The sequence below is a fragment of the Pseudocolwellia sp. AS88 genome (assembly GCF_030551755.1).
Lineage (GTDB): Bacteria > Pseudomonadota > Gammaproteobacteria > Enterobacterales > Alteromonadaceae > Pseudocolwellia.
The window spans coordinates 63,368-83,785 of record NZ_JAUPEC010000015.1; the positions used below are offsets into that span (position 1 = coordinate 63,368).

The 20,418-nt window shown below is 36.6% G+C and carries 16 protein-coding genes; 5 read left to right on the plus strand and 11 right to left on the minus strand.

Annotated features, from left to right (window positions below; translation table 11 throughout):
- Window positions 1–31: 31 nt before the first annotated feature.
- Both Q5N69_RS11775 and Q5N69_RS11780 read left to right on the plus strand, forming a co-directional pair.
- Entirely contained in the window at window positions 32–1,054 is a 1,023-nt protein-coding gene (locus Q5N69_RS11775; RefSeq protein ID WP_304369136.1) for a hypothetical protein, read from the plus strand.
- A gap of 38 nt (window positions 1,055–1,092) precedes the next feature.
- Window positions 1,093–1,365: a hypothetical protein gene (locus Q5N69_RS11780; RefSeq protein WP_304369137.1), complete on the plus strand. Its 273-nt coding sequence runs from the start codon at window positions 1,093–1,095 to the stop codon at window positions 1,363–1,365.
- A 236-nt stretch (window positions 1,366–1,601) separates the two neighbouring features.
- On the opposite strand, the gene Q5N69_RS11785 is transcribed toward Q5N69_RS11780, so the two are convergent.
- Entirely contained in the window at window positions 1,602–1,904 is a 303-nt protein-coding gene (locus Q5N69_RS11785; RefSeq protein ID WP_304369138.1) for a hypothetical protein, read from the minus strand.
- A gap of 625 nt (window positions 1,905–2,529) precedes the next feature.
- Between Q5N69_RS11785 and Q5N69_RS11790 the strand changes: the two genes are divergently transcribed.
- On the plus strand, window positions 2,530–3,849 hold the full coding sequence (locus tag Q5N69_RS11790; RefSeq protein WP_304369139.1) for a type II toxin-antitoxin system HipA family toxin: 1,320 nt from the start codon (window positions 2,530–2,532) through the stop codon (window positions 3,847–3,849).
- Between the two features lie 10 nt (window positions 3,850–3,859).
- Here Q5N69_RS11790 and Q5N69_RS11795 read toward each other — a convergent pair whose 3' ends face one another.
- From Q5N69_RS11795 to Q5N69_RS11840, 10 genes are all read right to left on the minus strand, one after another.
- Window positions 3,860–4,039: a hypothetical protein gene (locus Q5N69_RS11795; RefSeq protein ID WP_304369140.1), complete on the minus strand. Its 180-nt coding sequence runs from the start codon at window positions 4,037–4,039 to the stop codon at window positions 3,860–3,862.
- Window positions 4,040–4,276: 237 nt separating this feature from the next.
- Window positions 4,277–4,582, minus strand: coding sequence for a HigA family addiction module antitoxin (locus tag Q5N69_RS11800; RefSeq protein WP_304369141.1), 306 nt, complete (start codon window positions 4,580–4,582; stop codon window positions 4,277–4,279).
- 243 nt (window positions 4,583–4,825) lie between these two features.
- Window positions 4,826–5,254, minus strand: a complete 429-nt coding sequence (locus Q5N69_RS11805) for a hypothetical protein (RefSeq protein WP_304369142.1) — start codon at window positions 5,252–5,254, stop codon at window positions 4,826–4,828.
- A gap of 493 nt (window positions 5,255–5,747) precedes the next feature.
- Window positions 5,748–6,761, minus strand: a complete 1,014-nt coding sequence (locus Q5N69_RS11810) for a tyrosine-type recombinase/integrase (RefSeq protein WP_304369143.1) — start codon at window positions 6,759–6,761, stop codon at window positions 5,748–5,750.
- 651 nt (window positions 6,762–7,412) lie between these two features.
- A complete protein-coding gene (locus tag Q5N69_RS11815) occupies window positions 7,413–9,233 on the minus strand; it encodes a sulfatase (RefSeq protein WP_304369144.1) in 1,821 nt (606 codons plus the stop codon).
- A 171-nt stretch (window positions 9,234–9,404) separates the two neighbouring features.
- Window positions 9,405–10,784, minus strand: coding sequence for a DUF1552 domain-containing protein (locus tag Q5N69_RS11820; protein ID WP_304369145.1), 1,380 nt, complete (start codon window positions 10,782–10,784; stop codon window positions 9,405–9,407).
- A 9-nt stretch (window positions 10,785–10,793) separates the two neighbouring features.
- Window positions 10,794–14,084 (minus strand): DUF1592 domain-containing protein, encoded by a 3,291-nt coding sequence (locus Q5N69_RS11825; RefSeq protein WP_304369147.1) that lies wholly within the window; start codon window positions 14,082–14,084, stop codon window positions 10,794–10,796.
- 46 nt (window positions 14,085–14,130) lie between these two features.
- Window positions 14,131–14,859 (minus strand): DUF1080 domain-containing protein, encoded by a 729-nt coding sequence (locus Q5N69_RS11830; protein ID WP_304369148.1) that lies wholly within the window; start codon window positions 14,857–14,859, stop codon window positions 14,131–14,133.
- A gap of 125 nt (window positions 14,860–14,984) precedes the next feature.
- Window positions 14,985–17,585: a discoidin domain-containing protein gene (locus tag Q5N69_RS11835; protein WP_304369149.1), complete on the minus strand. Its 2,601-nt coding sequence runs from the start codon at window positions 17,583–17,585 to the stop codon at window positions 14,985–14,987.
- Window positions 17,586–17,640: 55 nt separating this feature from the next.
- Window positions 17,641–18,489 (minus strand): DUF1080 domain-containing protein, encoded by an 849-nt coding sequence (locus Q5N69_RS11840; RefSeq protein WP_304369150.1) that lies wholly within the window; start codon window positions 18,487–18,489, stop codon window positions 17,641–17,643.
- Between the two features lie 254 nt (window positions 18,490–18,743).
- On the opposite strand from Q5N69_RS11840, the gene Q5N69_RS11845 reads away from it, so the two are divergent.
- Together Q5N69_RS11845 and Q5N69_RS11850 are read left to right on the plus strand one after the other, a co-directional pair.
- Entirely contained in the window at window positions 18,744–19,700 is a 957-nt protein-coding gene (locus Q5N69_RS11845; protein WP_304369151.1) for an alpha/beta hydrolase, read from the plus strand.
- 201 nt (window positions 19,701–19,901) lie between these two features.
- On the plus strand, window positions 19,902–20,360 hold the full coding sequence (locus Q5N69_RS11850) for a hypothetical protein (protein ID WP_304369152.1): 459 nt from the start codon (window positions 19,902–19,904) through the stop codon (window positions 20,358–20,360).
- Window positions 20,361–20,418 lie beyond the last annotated feature (58 nt).

The following is a 20,418-nucleotide window of genomic DNA, read 5'->3' on the forward strand; positions in this document are numbered from 1 at the left end:
CTAATGAATACTTTACGCTAAAAGGAATATCATGAAATCAAATATACTAGAATGTATCAAAACAGCATGCCAGTGGACTATAGCTCAGGCATACAAGAAAACGACTCACTATGATAAAGATACGCTAGACCGTATTTTCTTAACAGCCCCTAGGATGTATAAGCCTTCAGTTGAAGATAGATTATTACTGAAATGGCAGAATGTATTTACAATTGAAAAGTTCGATTATTTTCCTATCGATCTGGAAGATGCAATACTTGCCACTGTAGTCCGTGAAGAATCTGAAGTTAGAGGGTTTAATTTTGGACGCATACAAAGCATGACTGATTCAAAAGGCTTCGGCATAGGTCACACAGCAAAAGTGAATGGTTCATGGTTTAAGAACGCCTGTGATTGGGGAAGAGCTATGTACCCTTTTGATACATTATCAGGATTAGATGAAGATGATTTTAAAGCAAATATACACTACACAGAAAATACAGAAGGCTTTCTTTTAAGAAAAGAAATGAATGTTCATCATCTGGCATGGTTAGATAGATATGTTGGCCAGCAAAGGGGTGGCTCTCATCATGCGGCCATGTTAATACATCAAATAAATAATCAGAACAGGGAATACACGCGAGATATTACGTTAACGTCATTTTCATTAAATACGAATCCATTACAAGCTTTATCAGAGCACTATTATATGTTTGTCACTTCAGAAGAGGGGTATTGTTCTGTATATAGCAATAGTGAAAGCCAGGTGCGACATATCTTTAGAGAATATGTTTGTGAAAAAATATATACGATTTTAGAAGTTGATTGCTGCAAGAAGCCTGTTGAGTTCATATTCATTAAAAAGACTGACTTGAAGATCAATAGAAAAGTTTTTGATATTTGGTATAAAAAACAAATTAAGCGTGGCGTGATCATCGATCTGTTAAGTTTGCTAAGTGATGCATACACTTACTGTAATGAACCGTATCTTCATGAGTGTAAATCAATCACGTTAGGTGATTATTTTCGAACAAATGATTTACTCGTAAAAGAACAAATGAGCACTTCAAAATAGATAGCAGTAGATTAATAAGCTCATATTGAGATAAAGCAATGATACTGTTCTTTGTAGTATCATTGCCGCATATTCTGTCTTTATTATCTTTCGAATACACAACCGGCATGCATAAAAGGTTGATTTTATTGTGGGACCTATCTGTACCGATGGTATTAGCTTTATCTCCAATTATCGCTTTAATAATTATGGGTGGAGATAATAAAAAAGGTCTTGGTAGGAATAGTCAATGGACTGATTTCTCTTCACTTAACTATCTTAGTCAAATAAAAACAGGGAGAAGTTACACACCCCCAAAGAGAGAAAAATAAGACTAATATCAAAAGAACAGCTGGAACGTGTTAGGAATTAATGAATGCAAATGCACTTAATTCAGTTGTTGAGGATTATGGACATATAATTGAAAGCCTATATTTACCGAATATTGATGATCGGTATGTTTTAAGCTGCAGCAATTCAATTAAATGCTGCAACCATTTTGTTACATTTAACCTGAAGAATTTCCCAAACGAATATTTAGATAAATATCATAAAACTACCGTATTTGTTAATGTTTTTTAAATATAAGCATTTTAGTTTGAGTAATTCCACTTTCAACATTTATATAGGAGTGATAATCCCACCCTTCCTTTAATTGGGTTTTTATAACTCCTTCTAATTTTAAAGCACTATCTTTTGGTGATTGCTGAAGCTTTATATATACTACTTTTACATCTTTAGTCTTTATTTCACTGGAATTAGCTATTTTAGTGTTAATAAAAGAACATACTACAATCAAACCTACCAACATTATTTTTTTACTTATCATCCTACTTACCTCATATATCCATAATTTAAATAATACTGCCAATCTAGAACTTAACTGAAACCTTTCACTTCAGCCATCATAGAGCAATCTTTAGTAAATATCATTGTTGTGCTGATACAGATTTTATACTCTACATATTATCTTTACATTAATTATAGGTGCCTTGAACAAATAAAGGTATTTATCTGTTTATCGCAATCACCCTTAAAAAGCTGTTTGAACTCATTTTACTCACTTAACCCACCATGTAGAGTGCTATTGACTCATTGTTATCCACTATATACAATCAACTCTAAAAGGTTTATTATAGTTATCAAACCTATCCAATCAACTGTTTAAAGGTGGTTATTGTGAATAATGTTACAGCGCAAAGCTTATCTGCTATGTTAGGTGCTCGCTTGAGGACTGCTAGGTTAAATAAAAACTTTACCATGGATGATTTAGCACTTAACTGTGGCCTATCCTATAACGCGATCAAAAGTGTTGAGCTTGGGACTGCAAAGCTGTCCACTGTCATGTCAGTCTTAATAGCGCTCGACCTTGTGGAGCAATTGGACCTATTTATACCACCGCAGGAAACCTCCCCCATACAATTAGCTAAACTCCAAGGTAGTACTCGCCAAAGAGCCACGAAGTCATCAAAAAAGGTTACTAAGGAAAAACACTCATGGTAGACATTACAGCTATTAACGTGTCATACAAAGACAAGAATGTTGGCGCAGTAAGCTACAATGCTAAAACAAAGCTTGGTGCATTTGAATATTCGCCTAAATTCATTAAAACAGGCATAGAACTTTCCCCCCTTAAAATGCCCTTAAGTGATCGCATTTATACGTTCCCAAACCTTAATTCAGACACATTTAAAGGATTATCCGGCCTTATTGCAGATTCATTACCGGATGATTTTGGTAACGCTGTGATGAACGCATGGCTGTCAATGAAAGGTCGCTCAAGCTCTGATATAACACCGCTTGAGCGTTTGCAATACACAGGCCAACGAGGAATGGGCGCACTGACTTATTCGCCAGCCACGCGATTAAAACATATGAACAGTCTTAATTCGATTGAAATTGAATCGCTTGTTAGTGTAGCGCAAAGCGTATTAAATGATCGTGAAGCTTTCCAAGTAAGTCTGCATCAGGAAGATGAAGATAAAGAAGCTATGTTGTCATTATTAAGTGTTGGGATGAGCGCAGGGGGAGCAAGGCCTAAAGCCGTTGTAGCTTTTGACAAGGATTTTAAAAACGTAAAGTCTGGTCAAGTTGATGTCCCAAATGATTTTACGCATTACTTAATGAAATTTGATGGTGTAAGTGAGCACAACAAGAATAAGGAAACGTTTGGCGATCCGCTTGGCTATGGAGCCATGGAGTATGTTTATTATCAAATGGCTACATTGTGTGGTGTTGATATGATGCCGTGTAAACTCTTAAATGAAGGTGAACGTCGACACTTTATCACGCAACGATTTGACCGTATTGGTAATGAAAAGGTACACGTTCAAACGTTAAACGGTATAGCACATGTGGATTATAAAAAAGTCGGATCTTATTCCTACGGTGAATTACTCGGGACTGCAAGAGCACTCGATTTATCTCCGCAGGAAGGGATGCAGATTTTTAAACGTATGGTCTTTAATGTCATTGCGAGAAATCATGATGATCATGCTAAGAACTTTGCCTTTTTACTTGGCGCTAATAATCAATGGAGATTAGCGCCAGCTTATGATTTAGCGTATAGCTATAAACCTGATAGCAGTTGGGTGAGCCAACACTGGATGACGTTAAATGGTAAACGTGACAATTTCACAAGAGAGGACTTTTATGCTTTCGAAGCATTAAGCCCACTATTTTCACGCAGAAAAATTGACGTAATTGTTGATGAGACGATAGAGCGTGTATCGACATGGCGAGCTTTAGCAACACAGCAAGCGGTACCAAAAACATTAATCGATGTCATTGAAAGCAATTTACGTTTGTATATTTAATACTTAGATATTAACTACACCTTTCATTTATATGATGTGAGTTTATTACTTTCGGGGATAATTTAAGATATTTAAAACCTGTTATATTTTTACTTACCGCTAATTTACGAGCATCTTCTTTTTTAATAAAGAGTGGAATACCTAGTGCAATTAACTTAGTCGCTATTTCATCATGGTCATCTTCTAACATTGTATTGCCGTGTTCATCTTTTATATATTGTAAACCAAAATATTCTTCAAAATTGCTGCTTATGAAACTATAAAATCTTAAGTTTACTGACGTACTAATAATTACCCACATTTTTAAAATCCACTTGTTTTAATGGCCGTTACATTTACCTAGAGTATACTTTGTTAAGTGCAGTTCAAGTACTATGCTGTTGGTAATACTTAAGTTATATGTAGTTCTACTTGTTACATGTTCCACTTAAACCATTTTCAAATCGTATAGAGGCTCGCAATCTACCTCCAAATCACTATGTATAAATAAGTCATAGGTTTTCTGTAGGTTCATCCAAAAGACAGCACTAATACCTGTTGCTTTTTCTAACTTCATCGCTAAAGGTGCTTTTACACTCACTTTCCCCGTAGAGAAATTATTCAGATGAGAACGGTTAATATGCATCTTTTTAGCTGCCTCAGTGACAGATAAATTATGTGCTAATAAAATGCGATTTTTAAAAATAATGCCAGGGTGCTTAGCTGGCAATTTGATACTTCTTGTAAGTTTCATCATTCACTCCTAGTTGGAAAATATCTAGCGGCAGTACCACTTAATTGCATTTAACTATACCAGCCAATTACATGTAGCATGTGTCAATAATATTCAATCTTATTAGATCTCTCATCTTTGGATGTATTGAACACTCCTAATGCACACTTTTGCCACAAAGAAGACGTGAGCTTTTACAGTTATTGAACAGGTTGGATTAGATTTTGTACTGAAAACTGACCATAGTCACTTGTTAGGTATGTACTACACAATGCCTCTAAGTTTACCTAGAACAAGATACACTGCCCAAAAGAAATCAGCATGTTTAACTTTTAGTAGCTCTGCAGGCCAAATTTCCTCTTCGATTTTTAATAAAGCTGTATAGGAAGAAATCTCACTATCTATCTCAGCAGAACTTAAGTTATGAGCCATAAGGTTTCTTACTTTATTAAGTTTATTAATAGCACCCCAAACCCAAGATTCGCATTTACTGTTATGAAATGAGCGAACCAAGGCTATTTTATTAGAAAAGGTTAATCTTGATTCAGAAATGTATTTTGGTTTTTCGGCTCCAATAAGAGCAATGCGTTCTAACTCCTTTTCAATAAGAAGGTGGCATTTTAGAAGACTAAGCTCTATGTCATTTATGTTTTCGAGAACATCAACCAATTCTAAAAAAGGATTATCAAACACGATTTACATACCTAACAGTTTATTATGGAGACTTCTCAGTAATGTCCATCCCATAAATATTATTTAATTCACATTAATATCCCATAATTTCAAAGCATTAGAAACTATAATGTTTCTATTTCTGTCACAACCAGCGTATTACTGAGAAGTCTCAATAATATGACAGAAACAATATATTAGAAAATATATGGCAAATAAATTTTGTCTAATGTCTCTAATGCGCACAAAGTGATCATATTTATCAGTGGCAAACCTAATATTATTTGATGGTCACTGTAAATGTTATTAGGTGACAGAGTTGAATGATAATGACTGGCACTTATGATGCAATTGGGTGGCACAACAGATGTAATTGTCCACTAGTCATATTCATTCAAGTGTCTGACTCAAAAATAGTTTGAGAATATATAATAAAGCTTGATGCTTTATTAGGGCGATAATATAAGGCATCATTATATTGAAGACTTATTATCTTTCCTAGATTTTAGAACAACTAACGCCCTAAGTCTTTTGCAATCTTACCCATTCCTGTTAGCCTAGCACTCGCTTTTCTTGTATAAACTACAGGCATTGCTGCATTAGCCCAACGTCCTGCACGTTGTATGTCAAATAATGAAGCGCCTTTCTCAGCTAAAGTAATTGCAGCTCCAACACGACCACTGTGGCCGGTAAAGAAACCGTATTCTTTACCAGCTAATACGGATGCAGATCTAAAAGCATCTAATATAGTTCGATATTTGAGAGGTGCATTTCTAATATCTTTCTTAGGACTTAAACTACGCAATAAATAGCCCGTTTTACGCTTAAGTAGTGGTATCCATTGTTTGATCAAACTTATCGTAGTGTCAGATAAATACAGGTATTCACCTTGTCCTGTTTGGTCCGTTTTACTTGATGGAATATAAACAGTTTCGGTATTGAAATCGATATGTTCAATTTTAATGGCGCACACTTCGCTGGCACGTAACAGCGCATCAAAAGCGATGTTAAAAATGAGCTTATTACGAAATTCTAAAGGGCATTCATTTGAAAGGTTTTCATTGATCATGGCCAATGATTTATGATCCATACCTTCCGCTTGTTTCTGAGCTGCAGGCTTAACTTTTAAAGCGGATTTTAACCAATCACCAAACAAGCTATTTTCAACGAACGGGTTAGCCAGTGACATCGCTTTTAAAATCTTATTAACAGAATCTTTATGCCTAACAATCGTCGCACGCTTTAAATCACTTTCTATCATTTGCGTGAAATACAACTTCAAGACATCTTCATTATTTTCCAAATCTGTATTTAGAACATGCTGGGGATTTTCATTAAACCAGGCGCGCAAACTATTACCATCATATTTTAAAGCGGCTTGACTGTTCTTAGTCGTGAGTTCAAATATTTCAGAAAACCACTGAGCATTACGTTGTGATTTTTTTGCATGTTCGTTTCCACCAATTATATCGATATCACTAGAACCCTGAAAAATTTCAATGTCAGTATCAAGTAATCTGTTTTCCAAAACATTAACGCCTTTTATGTGTTTATTAATACAGCTTGTATAAATATACATTATATATTTACAAAAACAAGCTAAATGAGAATAATTCTCTAACACACATAACTGTAATTATGTGTGGTTAGCAACTATTATCATTTAAAGAGAGTAAAACGGCATTTTATGAGAGTAGGGGGCTTTGATGTTTTTAGTGGCTTTAGGAGGGTGCGCACAGTGAATTAAAGTGGGTAATCTCCCTAAAACAAGTATAAAAAGGACGTAGCGCATCATGATTTTTAATAAAAAACAGGTTTATGCCTTTTATTACAAGGGGTGCAGGGGGATAACAGCTGGAATGAATGGCGGTGTTTTAAGAGGGGTTGTCTCTTATTTTTCGTTACAGGTAATAAACGAGGGGCTGTATTTGTACGATATACTAAAAGGTCCTAGTACTTTCTTATTTCTGTAGGCATATTTAATGCGAAAACATTATAATATTTTCAACAATTAAACATTGAAATCTTACGTATATCGATAGCATAAAGCTGAACATCAAATAACGCTCAAACTGAGGCTATAATTGATGGCTTAAAATAGCGAGCTACAAGCAGTGGCCAGCTATTTTAGTATTTAACTATTCTCTCTAAGCGCCATAATTAAAGGGCTAACCCAGTGCTATTTTTTTACTTTGAAAAGTTCGCTTTTTATCATGAAGTTGTTTTTGTCGATAAGTACGAACATATATTCAACAACTTCTTTTGGTAGTTTAGCGGTTACTGAAGTTTGTGTATTTTCTTTGGCTTCAATATTAGCGCTTAATTTCACATATCGTTTATCTTTTTTCCCTTTAACTAATACATATGCATGGTGAATCGGAGTTTTGTTATCGGCTAGTTGAATAGTAGCGATATGTTTTTTAGCGTTATAAACATGATTTTCAATAACAGGTAGTACTTTTTTGTCAGATTCACTAAGGCCTTTATACTGAGGGTTTTTACTCGGGAATTCGGCATTGTTCTGTGTCAAAAGTTCTTCTAGCTTACTTGAAAGCTTAGCAACAATCGTCTCGTAGCCTTTTACACTTGTTAGATCATTTTGCTCCCCAATATCATCCATTTTCCCATTTTTATATAATCTAAATAATGAGTAGCTGTTATCTTTATAATTTTTGTAGAGCTTAAAATCGCCCTCACGTATTGCTGATTGCATTTGTGAGTCTGAATTGTGTGGGAAGTGCCAGAATAGAAATTCTCTAGGTTTACCCTTTGAATCTGTAACAACTTTGCTCTTGCCATTAAGTACTGGAGTAATATCTAGCCCATTAAGTTTTGACTGTTGCTGTGGCGTTAGAGAAGTACCCGTTAAGTCCATAATGGTAGGGAAGTAATCTAACTGACTAACCATTCCATCAAACTGTGAGCCAGATTTAATAGATGGTCCGCTTATTATCATAGGTACACGAACGCCACCTTCTTGCGCATATTTTTTACCTTTATCAAGCGGTGCATTGTCAGTAATAATTTCAGTGCGACGGTCTTCAGCACCTCCGTTATCTGAGGTCATAAAGATATAGGTGGTTTCAATTAATTTTTTACCTGGGTTACGCGGATCATCGGTAGCCTTTAGTAAATCAATCACTCGACCTAAGCTCCAATCTACCGTTGTTACCATAGCACCGTAATAAGGGTTAGTTTGTCCTGGCGTTGTTATATCTGATTTGTCTTTCGGGAAATCAATGCCTAGCTTATCAGTATAATATTCCAATAAGTTACGGTTACGGGTAATAATTGGGTAGTGAACCATCCAGTGAGCTAAATACAAGAAGAATGGTTTTTTCTCATTGGTACTATCGGTAACAAACTTTAATGCTTGTTCTGTTACTGGCTGATAAGGATATGGTATACCGTTAGGATGTTTTTTACTTGTGGGTGGATACAGTTCTTTACCTAACGGAAATTTTTCGTCGGCGTCATAACCAGAAAAGTCTTTAGAGCGATCATCTAATTGGCTGTGTGCTCCTCGTTTTGTATAAGCAACATCGAACCCTTTTTTAGCACCATGAATATGCCATTTACCTACTTGGGCTGTGCGGTATCCATTCTGCTGTAGTGCTTCGCTAAGGATTATTTCTCCTTCTCCGTCTGGCAATGTATTAATAAAGAATGGTGAAATCATTTTCTGAGCTTTGCTCGATTGTGGGAGCCTATTGCCATTTACATGAGTAAAGTGAGTTCTAGCTGGATATTGTCCTGTTAATAAACCTGCACGTGATGGGCCACAGGTTGGCGCAGGAGAATAGCCTTGTGTAAACAGCATTCCTGAGTTTGCTAATGCATCCATGTTAGGTGTTTCCCATGGGCTAGGCTTATCTATATTATATATATTAGTATCCTGCCAACCTAAATCATCCACGTAAAATATAATAATATTAGGTTTAAATTCAGCACTAACCACACAGCTGAAAAGTACACCAATTAGTACACTTAATATTCTCATTAATTTAGCCTTTCTCTGTTATATATCAAAAATAGTAACGAGCGATATTGTTAAAATAGTTATATTGCCTTGCTCTTACTTTATCAACGTAAACCATCGTATTTTATTTATATATATACACGATTAATTTATGTAATTCGTTGCACTGGTTTGTAGGTTTACACTAAAAAGTTAAACCAAAATGTCTGAAACTATATTCTGACTATCGCCAAAACTATCAGTTTCTACACCAACGCGTTGTAGAATGGTAAGCAGTAAATCATTAAACGGCCGTTCTTCTTCAAACTTATGAAACGCTCCATGTTTAATCCCTAGGTTTTTACCGCCAGCCAAAATTAACGGATAATTTTTACCTACATGGGTTTTACTTGTACCACTTCCATACAACACAATAGTATTGTCTAACAAGCTTCCTTCTGCGATTGGATCAGGTGTTTCTGCCATTTTTGTTAAAAACTCTGATAAACGCTCAGCCATGTATTGATCAAATTTAGCCCAACGCTCCCAACCACCCTCGTCGCGAGCGGCACTGTGTGATAGTTGGTGATGGTGTAATGACAGACCAGCAGCATAAGGTAGTTGATTACCTCTACCTGAACCACCATCAATAGATGTTTGGTACGTTACCACGCGTGTAGAATCTGTAAGCAAAGCCATGTGAATAAGATCAAACATAGTACGCATGTAGTTGGTACCTAATTCACGCGTTGGTTTTGAATCAAAATCAAATAAAGAAGCATCGACCTCAGGCTTTGGTATATTTAACCATTCGTTAGCTCGTTCAAGTTGTTTTTCAAGGGAATTACTCGCTGACAAATAAGCGTTAAGGTGCTTTTGCTCTTCTGTACCAACTCTTACATTAGATTTGGTTAATTGAGAACTTATACGTTCTAAAATACTACGGTCGCGAGCAATAGCTCTTCTACGTTCTTCGGGTCCAGCTTCTTCAACACCAAATAAGCGGTTATAAATTTGTTGTGGTTCAGACAGGGCTGGCATAAGTGCGCCATCACGATTTACAGATAAAGTCGCGGGTCTACCTAAACTACCTGTTCCGCCATTAGCAGATAAAGCCAATGATGAAAAACGTGTTGTACCGTCTATAGCATCTGCAAACACTTGATCAAAGCTAATAGAGTTTGAATACCCTTTTGATTGATCTGCGCCTGTTAAAAATTGCGCGCTACAACTATGAGGTACTATTGAGCGTAAATTAGGATGAGAAAACCCAGATAAAACCGACATATTACTACGGTGCGCTTCGAGCGGTTTCAGGGTATTCGTCAGGGTGTAATCTGTACCTGGATTATGTGGAAACCAGTGCCAATCTTTATGGCTTGCATCGCTTTCAGGCGGAAGTGACACTCCATTTGGAAAGAAAATAGTCACTATTCTTGCGGGTTTAACTGCCTTTGTTGCCTCTTTTGAATCAAGTACAGAGGCCAATGCTGTATTTTGTACACCCATGAGTGAAGCAATAGATGGCAGTGCCACACCAGCTAACCCTGCTTTTAGTAATTTACGTCGAGTAAATACATTTTTAGGTTTCATATTAACGTCCTATTCAGCTTTAATTACGGGATTAGTGTCGAATACTGTCGAATGTTGACTATTAGATACCGTCAATTCGTTTTGTTCTGGTGTTACTTGAAATGCTTCACTTTGTGTAATGGCTAATACAAGCGCCGAAAATTTATAACCTGACGCTCTAAAATGGCTATGAATGGTGTCTAGCTCTTGTTCATCACCAATATTAGGGGCTCTTCCTAATGCGTAAGCCATCATGTGCCAAACTAGCGAGCGAGTAAATTCGTCTTCACGTTCGTTATGTAAATAGGTAACGAGTTCTTTAGCGTTTTTAATTTCTTCGCCTGTAGCCAATACGGTACTGCTATCTATTGGCAAATAAGACTTAGCTGATGTTTCAGGATTGATCACTAAGGCTTTCTCGCGCCATGATCCTATTGCATCAAAACTTTCAAACGGTAGCCCCCAAGGATCAATATTAGCGTGGCAAGCAGCACAGGCACTTTGCGAACGATGAAGCTCAATTTTTTGTTTTAAGGTTAATGGTCCTAAGTCAGCCGACGGTTCTTCTAAAGGAGGAACTGATGGTGGTGGTGGCGGCGGTGGATCATTTAATAAACGCTCTAATACCCAAACACCACGATAAATAGGGTTAGACTCTGCACCATCTGCCGTCATGGTTAAAATAGCTGCTTGTTGGAGTATACCTCCGCGTGATGTAGCATCAGGTACCTTTATTGCTTGCATCTCGCCACCTGTAACTGACGGAAATCCATAATGACGAGCTAAACGCTGGTTAATATAAACAGTGTCGGAAGATATTAATTCTCGTGCATCTTTGTCATCATGAAAAATTTTCTGAAACGTTGTTACTGTTTCGGCCATCATATCTTGACCTAAAGCTTCATCATATAACGGATAAAACTCAGGATTAACAGACACTAAATCAAACTTATCTAAGCGTAGCCATTCACGTGCAAAACGGCTGCTAAATCTACGTGATTTTTCATCTTTAAGAAGTCGTTTAACTTGATTAGCTAATACAGCGGGATCGCTCAAACGATTGTCTAATGCTAGTTTAAGCAGTTGCTCATCTGGCGGACCACTCCACAGAAAATATGAAAGCCTTGAAGCAATTTGGCTGCGTTCTTCTTCTGATACTTCTTTATTTAATTCAGCGGGTAATGGCGCTGAAACATATAAAAATGGGGTAGAAATTAAAACAGAGCTAAAGGTTTCTTTCATCGCATTTTCAACATCATCACCATTTTTACGAAACTCATCATAAAGGGATAACATGTCTTCTAATTCTGTAGACGAAACCGTTCGACGATAAGCGCGTTCCATAAATGATCTAAGAGATTTTTCTGCTGACAGGCGAGCTATATCGTCACCCACATTATCGTCAGGAACATATATTCGCCACGCTTTCGAGTTATCTTCTGCTCCAAAAGGAATAATATCGACTTCCATCGCATCTAAATACAGTTCATTAACCCCAGCTTTTCGCATAGCAGCCTTACCAGCCGTTGCAATTTTACTCGCATCTTTATGTCTTTTTAATAAACGTGTTCTCTTTGGATGCGTATTTAAGCCCTCAGGCGCTAATGCATAAACGGCATCAGGATCACGCGATTTGTTAAATATAAAAACGTCGAAGCTTGTTGATTTTTTCGTAAATTCTACGGGTAATTCTTCTAAAGGTACTTTGAAAGTGCACACCTGCAGATTATTGACAGGAGCAGTTACATCGCACTCTCCTCCAACTATAGCACCCAGTTCAGTACCAATCGTTTTACCCACTTTGAACTCAAGCCGAGGAAGCATACCGTTATCTCCCATTTTAGAAGACACATAAATTCGAGCAATCAATTCACCATTTTTATGCTGTAACCGACTTCTAAATCGTGCGTATATACCATTCAATTTTTGTTTGTAACCTAACTTCAACAAACCTTCACCATCAGAGTTTAATAAAGGCCCGTCAGGTAGTGGGAATAATGTTCTAGGTGCATAAGTAATAGGTTGTGATTGGCGTTGCTTAATTTTTCTCGCTATTTGTTGCTTATTGTAGGGTTTAGCAATTGAGTAACCGCCATCAACACCGGGTCTAAAGTAAACATCTTCAAACTCAACAAGGTAATGTTCACTTTGAGGAATATTTTTATCAAACAATACATACTCATTAACGCTTTCGCGCGCTATGTTAAGAAAGTACTCTAGTTCAAGAGCAGACACACTTAACAATTCGGCATCTCGCGAATACCCATGTTCAGATATAGGAGCTGATGGCAAAGCATTAGCAAACTTAAACTTTGTACCAAAAAGCTCTTGAAGCGTATTTTGGTATTCGTTTACCGTTAGACGCCTCATCGGAGATGCTCTGTTTTCTCTACGCTGCTTTGCAACATGATCAAATGCAGTGTCAATCCAATTAACAATTTGTTGGCGTTCATTGCTACTGGGTTGACGCCCTTCTTCTTTTGGTGGCATTTGATGTGAATTTAACGCATCTCGAACAGACGACCACACATCTACTTCTAAATCTCTTTCCATCACAGGACTAAGTTCATCAAAACGTATTCCAGCATTTTGTTTGCTAGCACCATGACAACTACTACAGTTGCGTTCAATAATAGGTGCAATATCATTATGATAAGCATTAAGTAATTCAGAGTTTTGTGGTTGTTGTGACGAACTATTTACTGTTGAATTTGATGAAGACGAAACATCTGAACTAGATAAATAAGGTTTGATTGATTCAGGCGCATATTGAGATAAATAATTTGAGCCATGAACCATGCTGCCACCATCATGAGCGGCAAACATCATCACAATACAGGTTACAAACAATGTAGCTAAAGAGCTTAAACGTAAAGGCTTGCTATTTTTTTGAACGACTTCAGCAACCCAACGTAAAATAAGGGCGATAATTGAAAGAGCAGCGACAGAAACACCGAGTAGTCTATGCCTTTCTACCAATACTCCCATATGCCCTTCATTAGCGGCTAACAACACGCCAAGGGTTGCGGTAATACAGGCTGACAATACGGCCAAGATAAGAAGAGGAAAACCTAAAGCAGACCAACGAACCCAAGACTTAGAAGAAAACCTTAATAACTCTAAGCTTAAAGCAAGAACAAGTAAGGTAATTGGAAAATGTAAAACTAAAGGATGAAAACGACCAAAAAATCGTAACACTCCATCACCAGACACACCGTCTAGAGGTGAATATATTGTAGCTACTGCAAGTACACCCGCAGCAAGAATTACACTAAGTAAACCTGCTATAAATAAATATGACTTTACTGATTTAGTTTTCATATTGTTTACGAATTCCCCATATGTGACTGAAATTTTATTTTTATTTTTAATTTAATTTACGAACACGAATGTTTTTATAAGCAACTCGCATCACTGTGCCATCGTGCAATTGAAAGCCTATGTTACCTTCGCGCGATGCATTAGGATCTTCATCAATATAATCCATCACTTTAATACCATTGATCCAATACTCTATTCGCTTATCACGCGCACGAATGGTCAAACGATTCCATTCTTGTGGTGTGTAGGTATTTGATATTAAGTTTTGATCTGCAAATATCCGCAATTTTTTACGAGAAAACCAATCACCTAAAGCGCCCCAAAAATTGTGTTTTTCAGGGTTATGTCGTGCTAGATCAAATTCATAACCAGAAGGCGCTTCGAAAGACTTATTACCGCGAGCACTTTTAAATATAAATGTATTTACCCTGAAATATATGCCTGTATTACGACGGTCATCACCCGTAAGTTTTACGTCACAAGTAAACTCAAAATTTTTAAATCGTTGCTTGGTGTATAACCATTCAGGTGTTGATAGTTTTTTATTGCCTGTACTACCAATAATTGTATTGTCTACAACAGACCAGTTAGTTGAAGGTACTTTCCAACCGCTAAAGTTATTTGTTGTTAATAGCTCAATCGTGTCTTTACCTTTAACACCTGGTTCTACTGCATCATTACTTTGCACAGCAAAGCTAAAATGAGGTAAAGCTAATATTAAAAACACAACCACACGCGTTAGGGTATTAGTGGCGTTTGTTATTCTCTTCATCATTATTAATGTCCTTAAATGCCTTAACTACATTTAGGTTTTAGATAAAGCTTTTCTCAACATAAACAGGTAAAAATAAACCCTTTATTATTTTATAAATGGGTTTAATTACTGTGTGTAAATCAACGCTATAAATAACTGCCAAACAAACTAATTTCGTGTATACGCCATGGTTTACGTTTTGCTGTAACTTGGTTGGTAATACGAATAAATTTACCTTTACGACCTAACGTTTGTTCTCTATTAAGTTCACCTGCAGTACGGTTGGTAATCACAGTTTTCCAGTTTATTCCGTCTTCTGAAAATTCAATGGTGTAATGACGAGAATAAAAAGCAGTAAGCAAAGTAGAGTCAATAACCACTTCTGAAATTATGGCTAACTTAGGTAGCTCAATCGTTATGGATTGACCTTTGTCTCTATTACCTTTTGAACTAAAAAATGGTCGTTCAAATTTATTATCAGTGAGATTTTCAATAGTAAACTTTGGATGAATGTCAAAATTGGTGGAAACTTTCCATTGCGGTTTAGCGGTTAATTCATTGGCAAAGTTTTCATCTAACTCGGTTTGAGTCCACATGCCTGTACGAGCGTTATTCATGTTTATTACAGCGGTAACATCTTCAGGGGTGATAATGCTGCCTGTATTACCAAATTCATTACGAATATAAGTTAAAACGTTAGCGACGTATTCGCTGCCATTTGAACTTATAGAAGGCATCATATCGCCCGTATAAGTAACGCCATCAATTTCGCCTTGTAAGCCATGAGTAACGAGGTTAATAAGTGATGCGGTATTACCGATAATTCTAGGGTTATTATGAAAAGATGGGGCAATCAAATCATTTCCAGCATGAGCTCCTTTGCCATCGTCACCATGGCAGGTATAGCAAAAACCTTTGTAAGCTTTTTCACCAGCAATTACCGCTGCTGCAAGTTTTTTATCACCCTCAGCAAGTTTTCGACGCTTCTCATTATGAGCAATAAGTTTAGCCATAGACTGCTCTATAGCGATAATACCTTTTTTATTAGGATGTGCTTGTTTAGCCGCACTTAATATCGCTGTGTGGTTACTGCTATTCGCGTAGTAAGCAGATAAAATAGCTTGTTGAGCTACCTCAACGTCTTTATCACTAGCCAAGGTAAGCCATTTATTGGCTATGTTGTTATCGCCAGCAGAAACTAATGCTTCTGAAATTCGAATGGCTGTAACGCGTACATCACTATTTTTACTGTTAAACAGATCTATTAAAATACTGTTGTCGAGTGCGTCTAAACCTTCAAGGGTCCAAAGGGCATGAATTTGAGCTAAAGGCTTATTGTTATTTTGCGCCACTTTTTTAAGTGCTGGCACCAGTTTTTTATCACCACTTAATACCATTAACTTTTGCGCTTCAAGTCGCCACCAATGGTTTTTATGATTTAAGTATTGAACAAGTTGTTCAGGCTTTTTAGTTAACATTTCAGGCAATTTACTTAAAGTAACGCCGTCTTTTTTTACTCGATATAAACGCCCTCGCCCGATCACTTTGTCGAATCCGTAATTGTCTATAACACCACGTAAATAGGAACCTTCTTGCGTCCAATTACCTTCTTGGATAATGCCTCGGTACATATCTAGTATCATTAAAGAACAATCTGGTGCTGTTGCCGTCCAAACAGGTCTAAAGTTAGCGTCTGTTGATGCGATAAATTCTTTACGCTGACTTTGGTACTTATTACTTAGAACGGTGTAACCATCCTCACGAGTTACTTTTGAACGACGAATTAAATTACCAACTGGCTCTGCAATAATGTAATCACCTTGCATGTCATCAAAAGCACCGCCCATATATACAGACTGCCCACCTCCTCCAGTAAAATGATTTAAGGTATTGTCTGGGCGCAGCATTTTTAAGCCACCTTGCACATCGGGGGTTTTATCAAGTGGGAAAACTTCTCTAAAACCTTTTGCTTGTTCTCCTTCAACAGTTACTTGGCTATAAACACTAGGTGCTTGAAAGGTGAAGGCTGGATTTTGTCCGCCAGCAGTTGAATAATATAGTCGACCGAGGCGGTCTTGAGCTAAGCCCCACTGACCACCTCCGTATGGGATTTCTTGTGCAATAACTTTACCGTCAACAAATTTATAACGTTTGTTGGTATAAGTAACATACAGCCAGTTATCTAAACCATAAATAAGGCCACTGGGTTGATGCTCTAAATTCCCCCCTCGTTTACCGCCTTGATATATAGTTTCTCTTAAATCAGCAACACCATCACCATTGGTATCTGTTAATAGTAATAGGTCTAAGGTATTGGTTTCGCGAACAATAATGCGGCCATCGTCTAATGTTAAAATCATACGTGGTAAAAGTAGTTTATCGGCAAAAACGGTAAAGCTTTCAAAAAGCCCATCGCCATCTTTATCTTCTAAACGTTTAATTTGGCTAATGGAGTTAAACGTACCGCTGCCATCAACGTCTAACATATAAGTAAGCATCTCGGCTACGTAGATGCGTCCGTTACCATCAAAGGCCATAGTTACAGGCTCTTCAATTAATGGTTCAGCAGCAACAATCTCCATCGAGTAACCATCTTGAATAACCATGGTTTTAAGGCTTTCTTCTGGTGACATTGGTAAAATGGTTTCATGCAATTTAGGATCATAATCCTTAGCTGATACCCCTAAACAAATAAAGCTCGATGTTACTATTAACGCAACTAAAGTCTTTGATGATTTAAAAAACATGACTTACCTTTTAATTATTTTAATTCTAGTACTTACAACATGGATATCTGAAAAATTATTTCAAAAATGTCTCAAGCGGAATGCTATGTTCAAATTCTTTAATTTCTATATCGCGATAAAATATTTCAGCCGTTTCAGACTGAAAACCAATAATACCTTCGCTTGGTTTTAAGTGAGTGGCCATATTAACGATCTCGCCATTCAGCTTATGTACTGTGTATTTATCGCCCATAACAATAATTTCAACCTTATTCCATTTATCATTTAATCCATTAAAGTTTTTAGTATCTGCTGCTAAATGAAACCAGCCTTCAACTTTAGTTTCTTTACCACCTTTATTAGGATGTAAAAACGATTCTCCATGCCCTTTACCTTTAGGCTTTTTATTTTTTAATGTGTTTTTACCATCAGGAAACCATAAATAATCAATACTTTTTGGACGAATTAAATCCCCTGAATGATTACGACCCGTTAAATGGTTATATCTAAGTTGATATTCTATGCCTAGAGGAAATACATCGTCTTTGGTAACGTGATAATAAACACCAGCATCGTATTGCCATTGCTTAAAGTTATTGGCAATTCGGCTTCCCCATTTATATTCAAACCTTAAAATATACTTACTGTATTTTTTCTTAGTAAAGAATAAGCCATGCGTATCATTTTCACCGGTATCTACTTTATATTCTTGAGGAAATTCATCATTAAAAACATGGATCATTTCATCTTCAATAGCAAAAACCTGCTTTGCCATTTCATCATCACCACTGCGTATTTTTAAATAAAACCCATCAAAATTCTTACCATTAAATAGAGGTTTAAATCCTTCGTTATTTTCAGTTGCAGCAAGTGAAGTTATTGACAAACTCACAACAAAAACAATATTAACTATATAATTTTTCACGAATATTAACTCTCAACTAAAGTATCAACCAGAACACATGTTATGGTTTTAAATATAAAAACACTCAACAAATCATTCTGTAGTTTTATATTTAAAATAACACTTTATAATGAAAATATAAAAAACACCATATATAATCATTAGAAAACTAAAAACACCACGATCTAAGTATCCTTCCAATAGGAACGATAGGTATTTATTAAGGGTTAACTTGAATAACAATAAATATTTACCTAGGTACCCTTTTAAAATGGATGAATAAAAAAGTGATAAAAAACCTAACCTACAACATTTTTCTGATTAAATTATTTATAGCGCTGATAAGTATTTTCACTTTAAAGAACGTATCAGCACAGGAAATAATAAAAGCACCGTGGACACTCGGTTATAAGCCCGATAAGACCATCATATATTCTACTCCAGCCCAAGGCAGCCCACTCAAACTTGACATCTTTTTCCCAGAGGGGCGTCCGCCTAAGCAACCACTTCCCGTCATTGTGTTCTTTTTTGGTGGTGGGTGGAATAGTGGCAATACTGAACAATTTTATGGCTTCAGCAAATACTTCGCATCCCGCGGTATAACAGCCGTATCAGCACAGTATCGAACTAAAAAGAGCCACAGCGCTACGCCCAAAGAATCTGTTAAAGACGGAAAAACAGCCATTCGCTATCTACGAGACCATGCAGAAGAATTAGGTATTAATCCAAATAAACTCATTGCTGGTGGAGGCTCAGCAGGTGGCCATGTCGCAGCTTGCGCAGTAATGTGTCCAAAGATTGATGCCACTCCAAACTCTCTTACTTCTCGCATTCCCAATACCCTAGTACTTTACAATCCTGTTTACGACAACGGTCCTGAGGGATACGGGCATGATCGAGTAAAAGCTTATTGGAAAGCCATATCACCTATGCATAATATCCGTCCTAACCTCCCGCCAACGATCATCTTTTTCGGCACTAAAGATATTCACGTTCCCGTTAGCACCATTAATGCATTTCAAAATAAAATGGAACAAACTGGCAACGATAGCGAAACACATTTTTATAAAAATCAAAAACATGGATTTTTCCACATCAGTAAAGGCGGTCAAAAAATGTTTGCAGACGTTCTCAGCAAAACAGATACGTTCCTCACCCGATTAGGTTATTTAAAAGGAAAAGAAAACGTTAAAGAGTGGACTATACAATCAATAAAGAAACTCAATAAATAAGTAAATTTTTAACTCTCTTACAACGTAAAATCCCAAAAGTAATAAATGTGTGGGTGTGTCATAAATAATGAAAAATGCTTTAGCTAGCAATATCTTATATAATCTGTTATTAATAATTTATATAAAAAATTGCGTGATGTGTCAGCATAAAAATGCGCAAGTTGCGCACTATTAAATTGTTAGGTGCCTAGGGAGAGGTAATTGGAAGTCTTCGAAGTTAAATGGAAAGAGCTTGCGAAATTTATAACGCGGCAACTGTTTATTATTTTGTCCGTTGGATTTATTCTGTTGATGTTAGTTAGACTAGTTTCTACAGGTTTCGATATAGCCGTAACTTTTGAGCATATAAGGCTTCCTCATGTTCCTATCGTTTTTCTTATTATTTTCGTTTTTAGCTTAACTTTCGCTTTTTTAATCAGTGCACTATTAAAGTGTGCGAGAGTTACTATAGAAAATGGGGTAATAACCGGAAGAAATTACTGGCTTATCAAAAGAAGTTTTGAATTAGTTTCAATTAAAAAAGCGTTTCCATTTAATAGTAACGGAATGCCAGTGGTAATAGTCGATGCAGGTAAAAAAGGCGAAATCCATATCCCTGTTCATATCGAAAAATCAGAAGTGCTTTTTGCTCTATTGGATAACTATCAAAACGGCACCTAACAAAGGTTTTCAAGTCGGACCAATTACAGTTGGTTTTTTATTCGTACCTCACTTATTT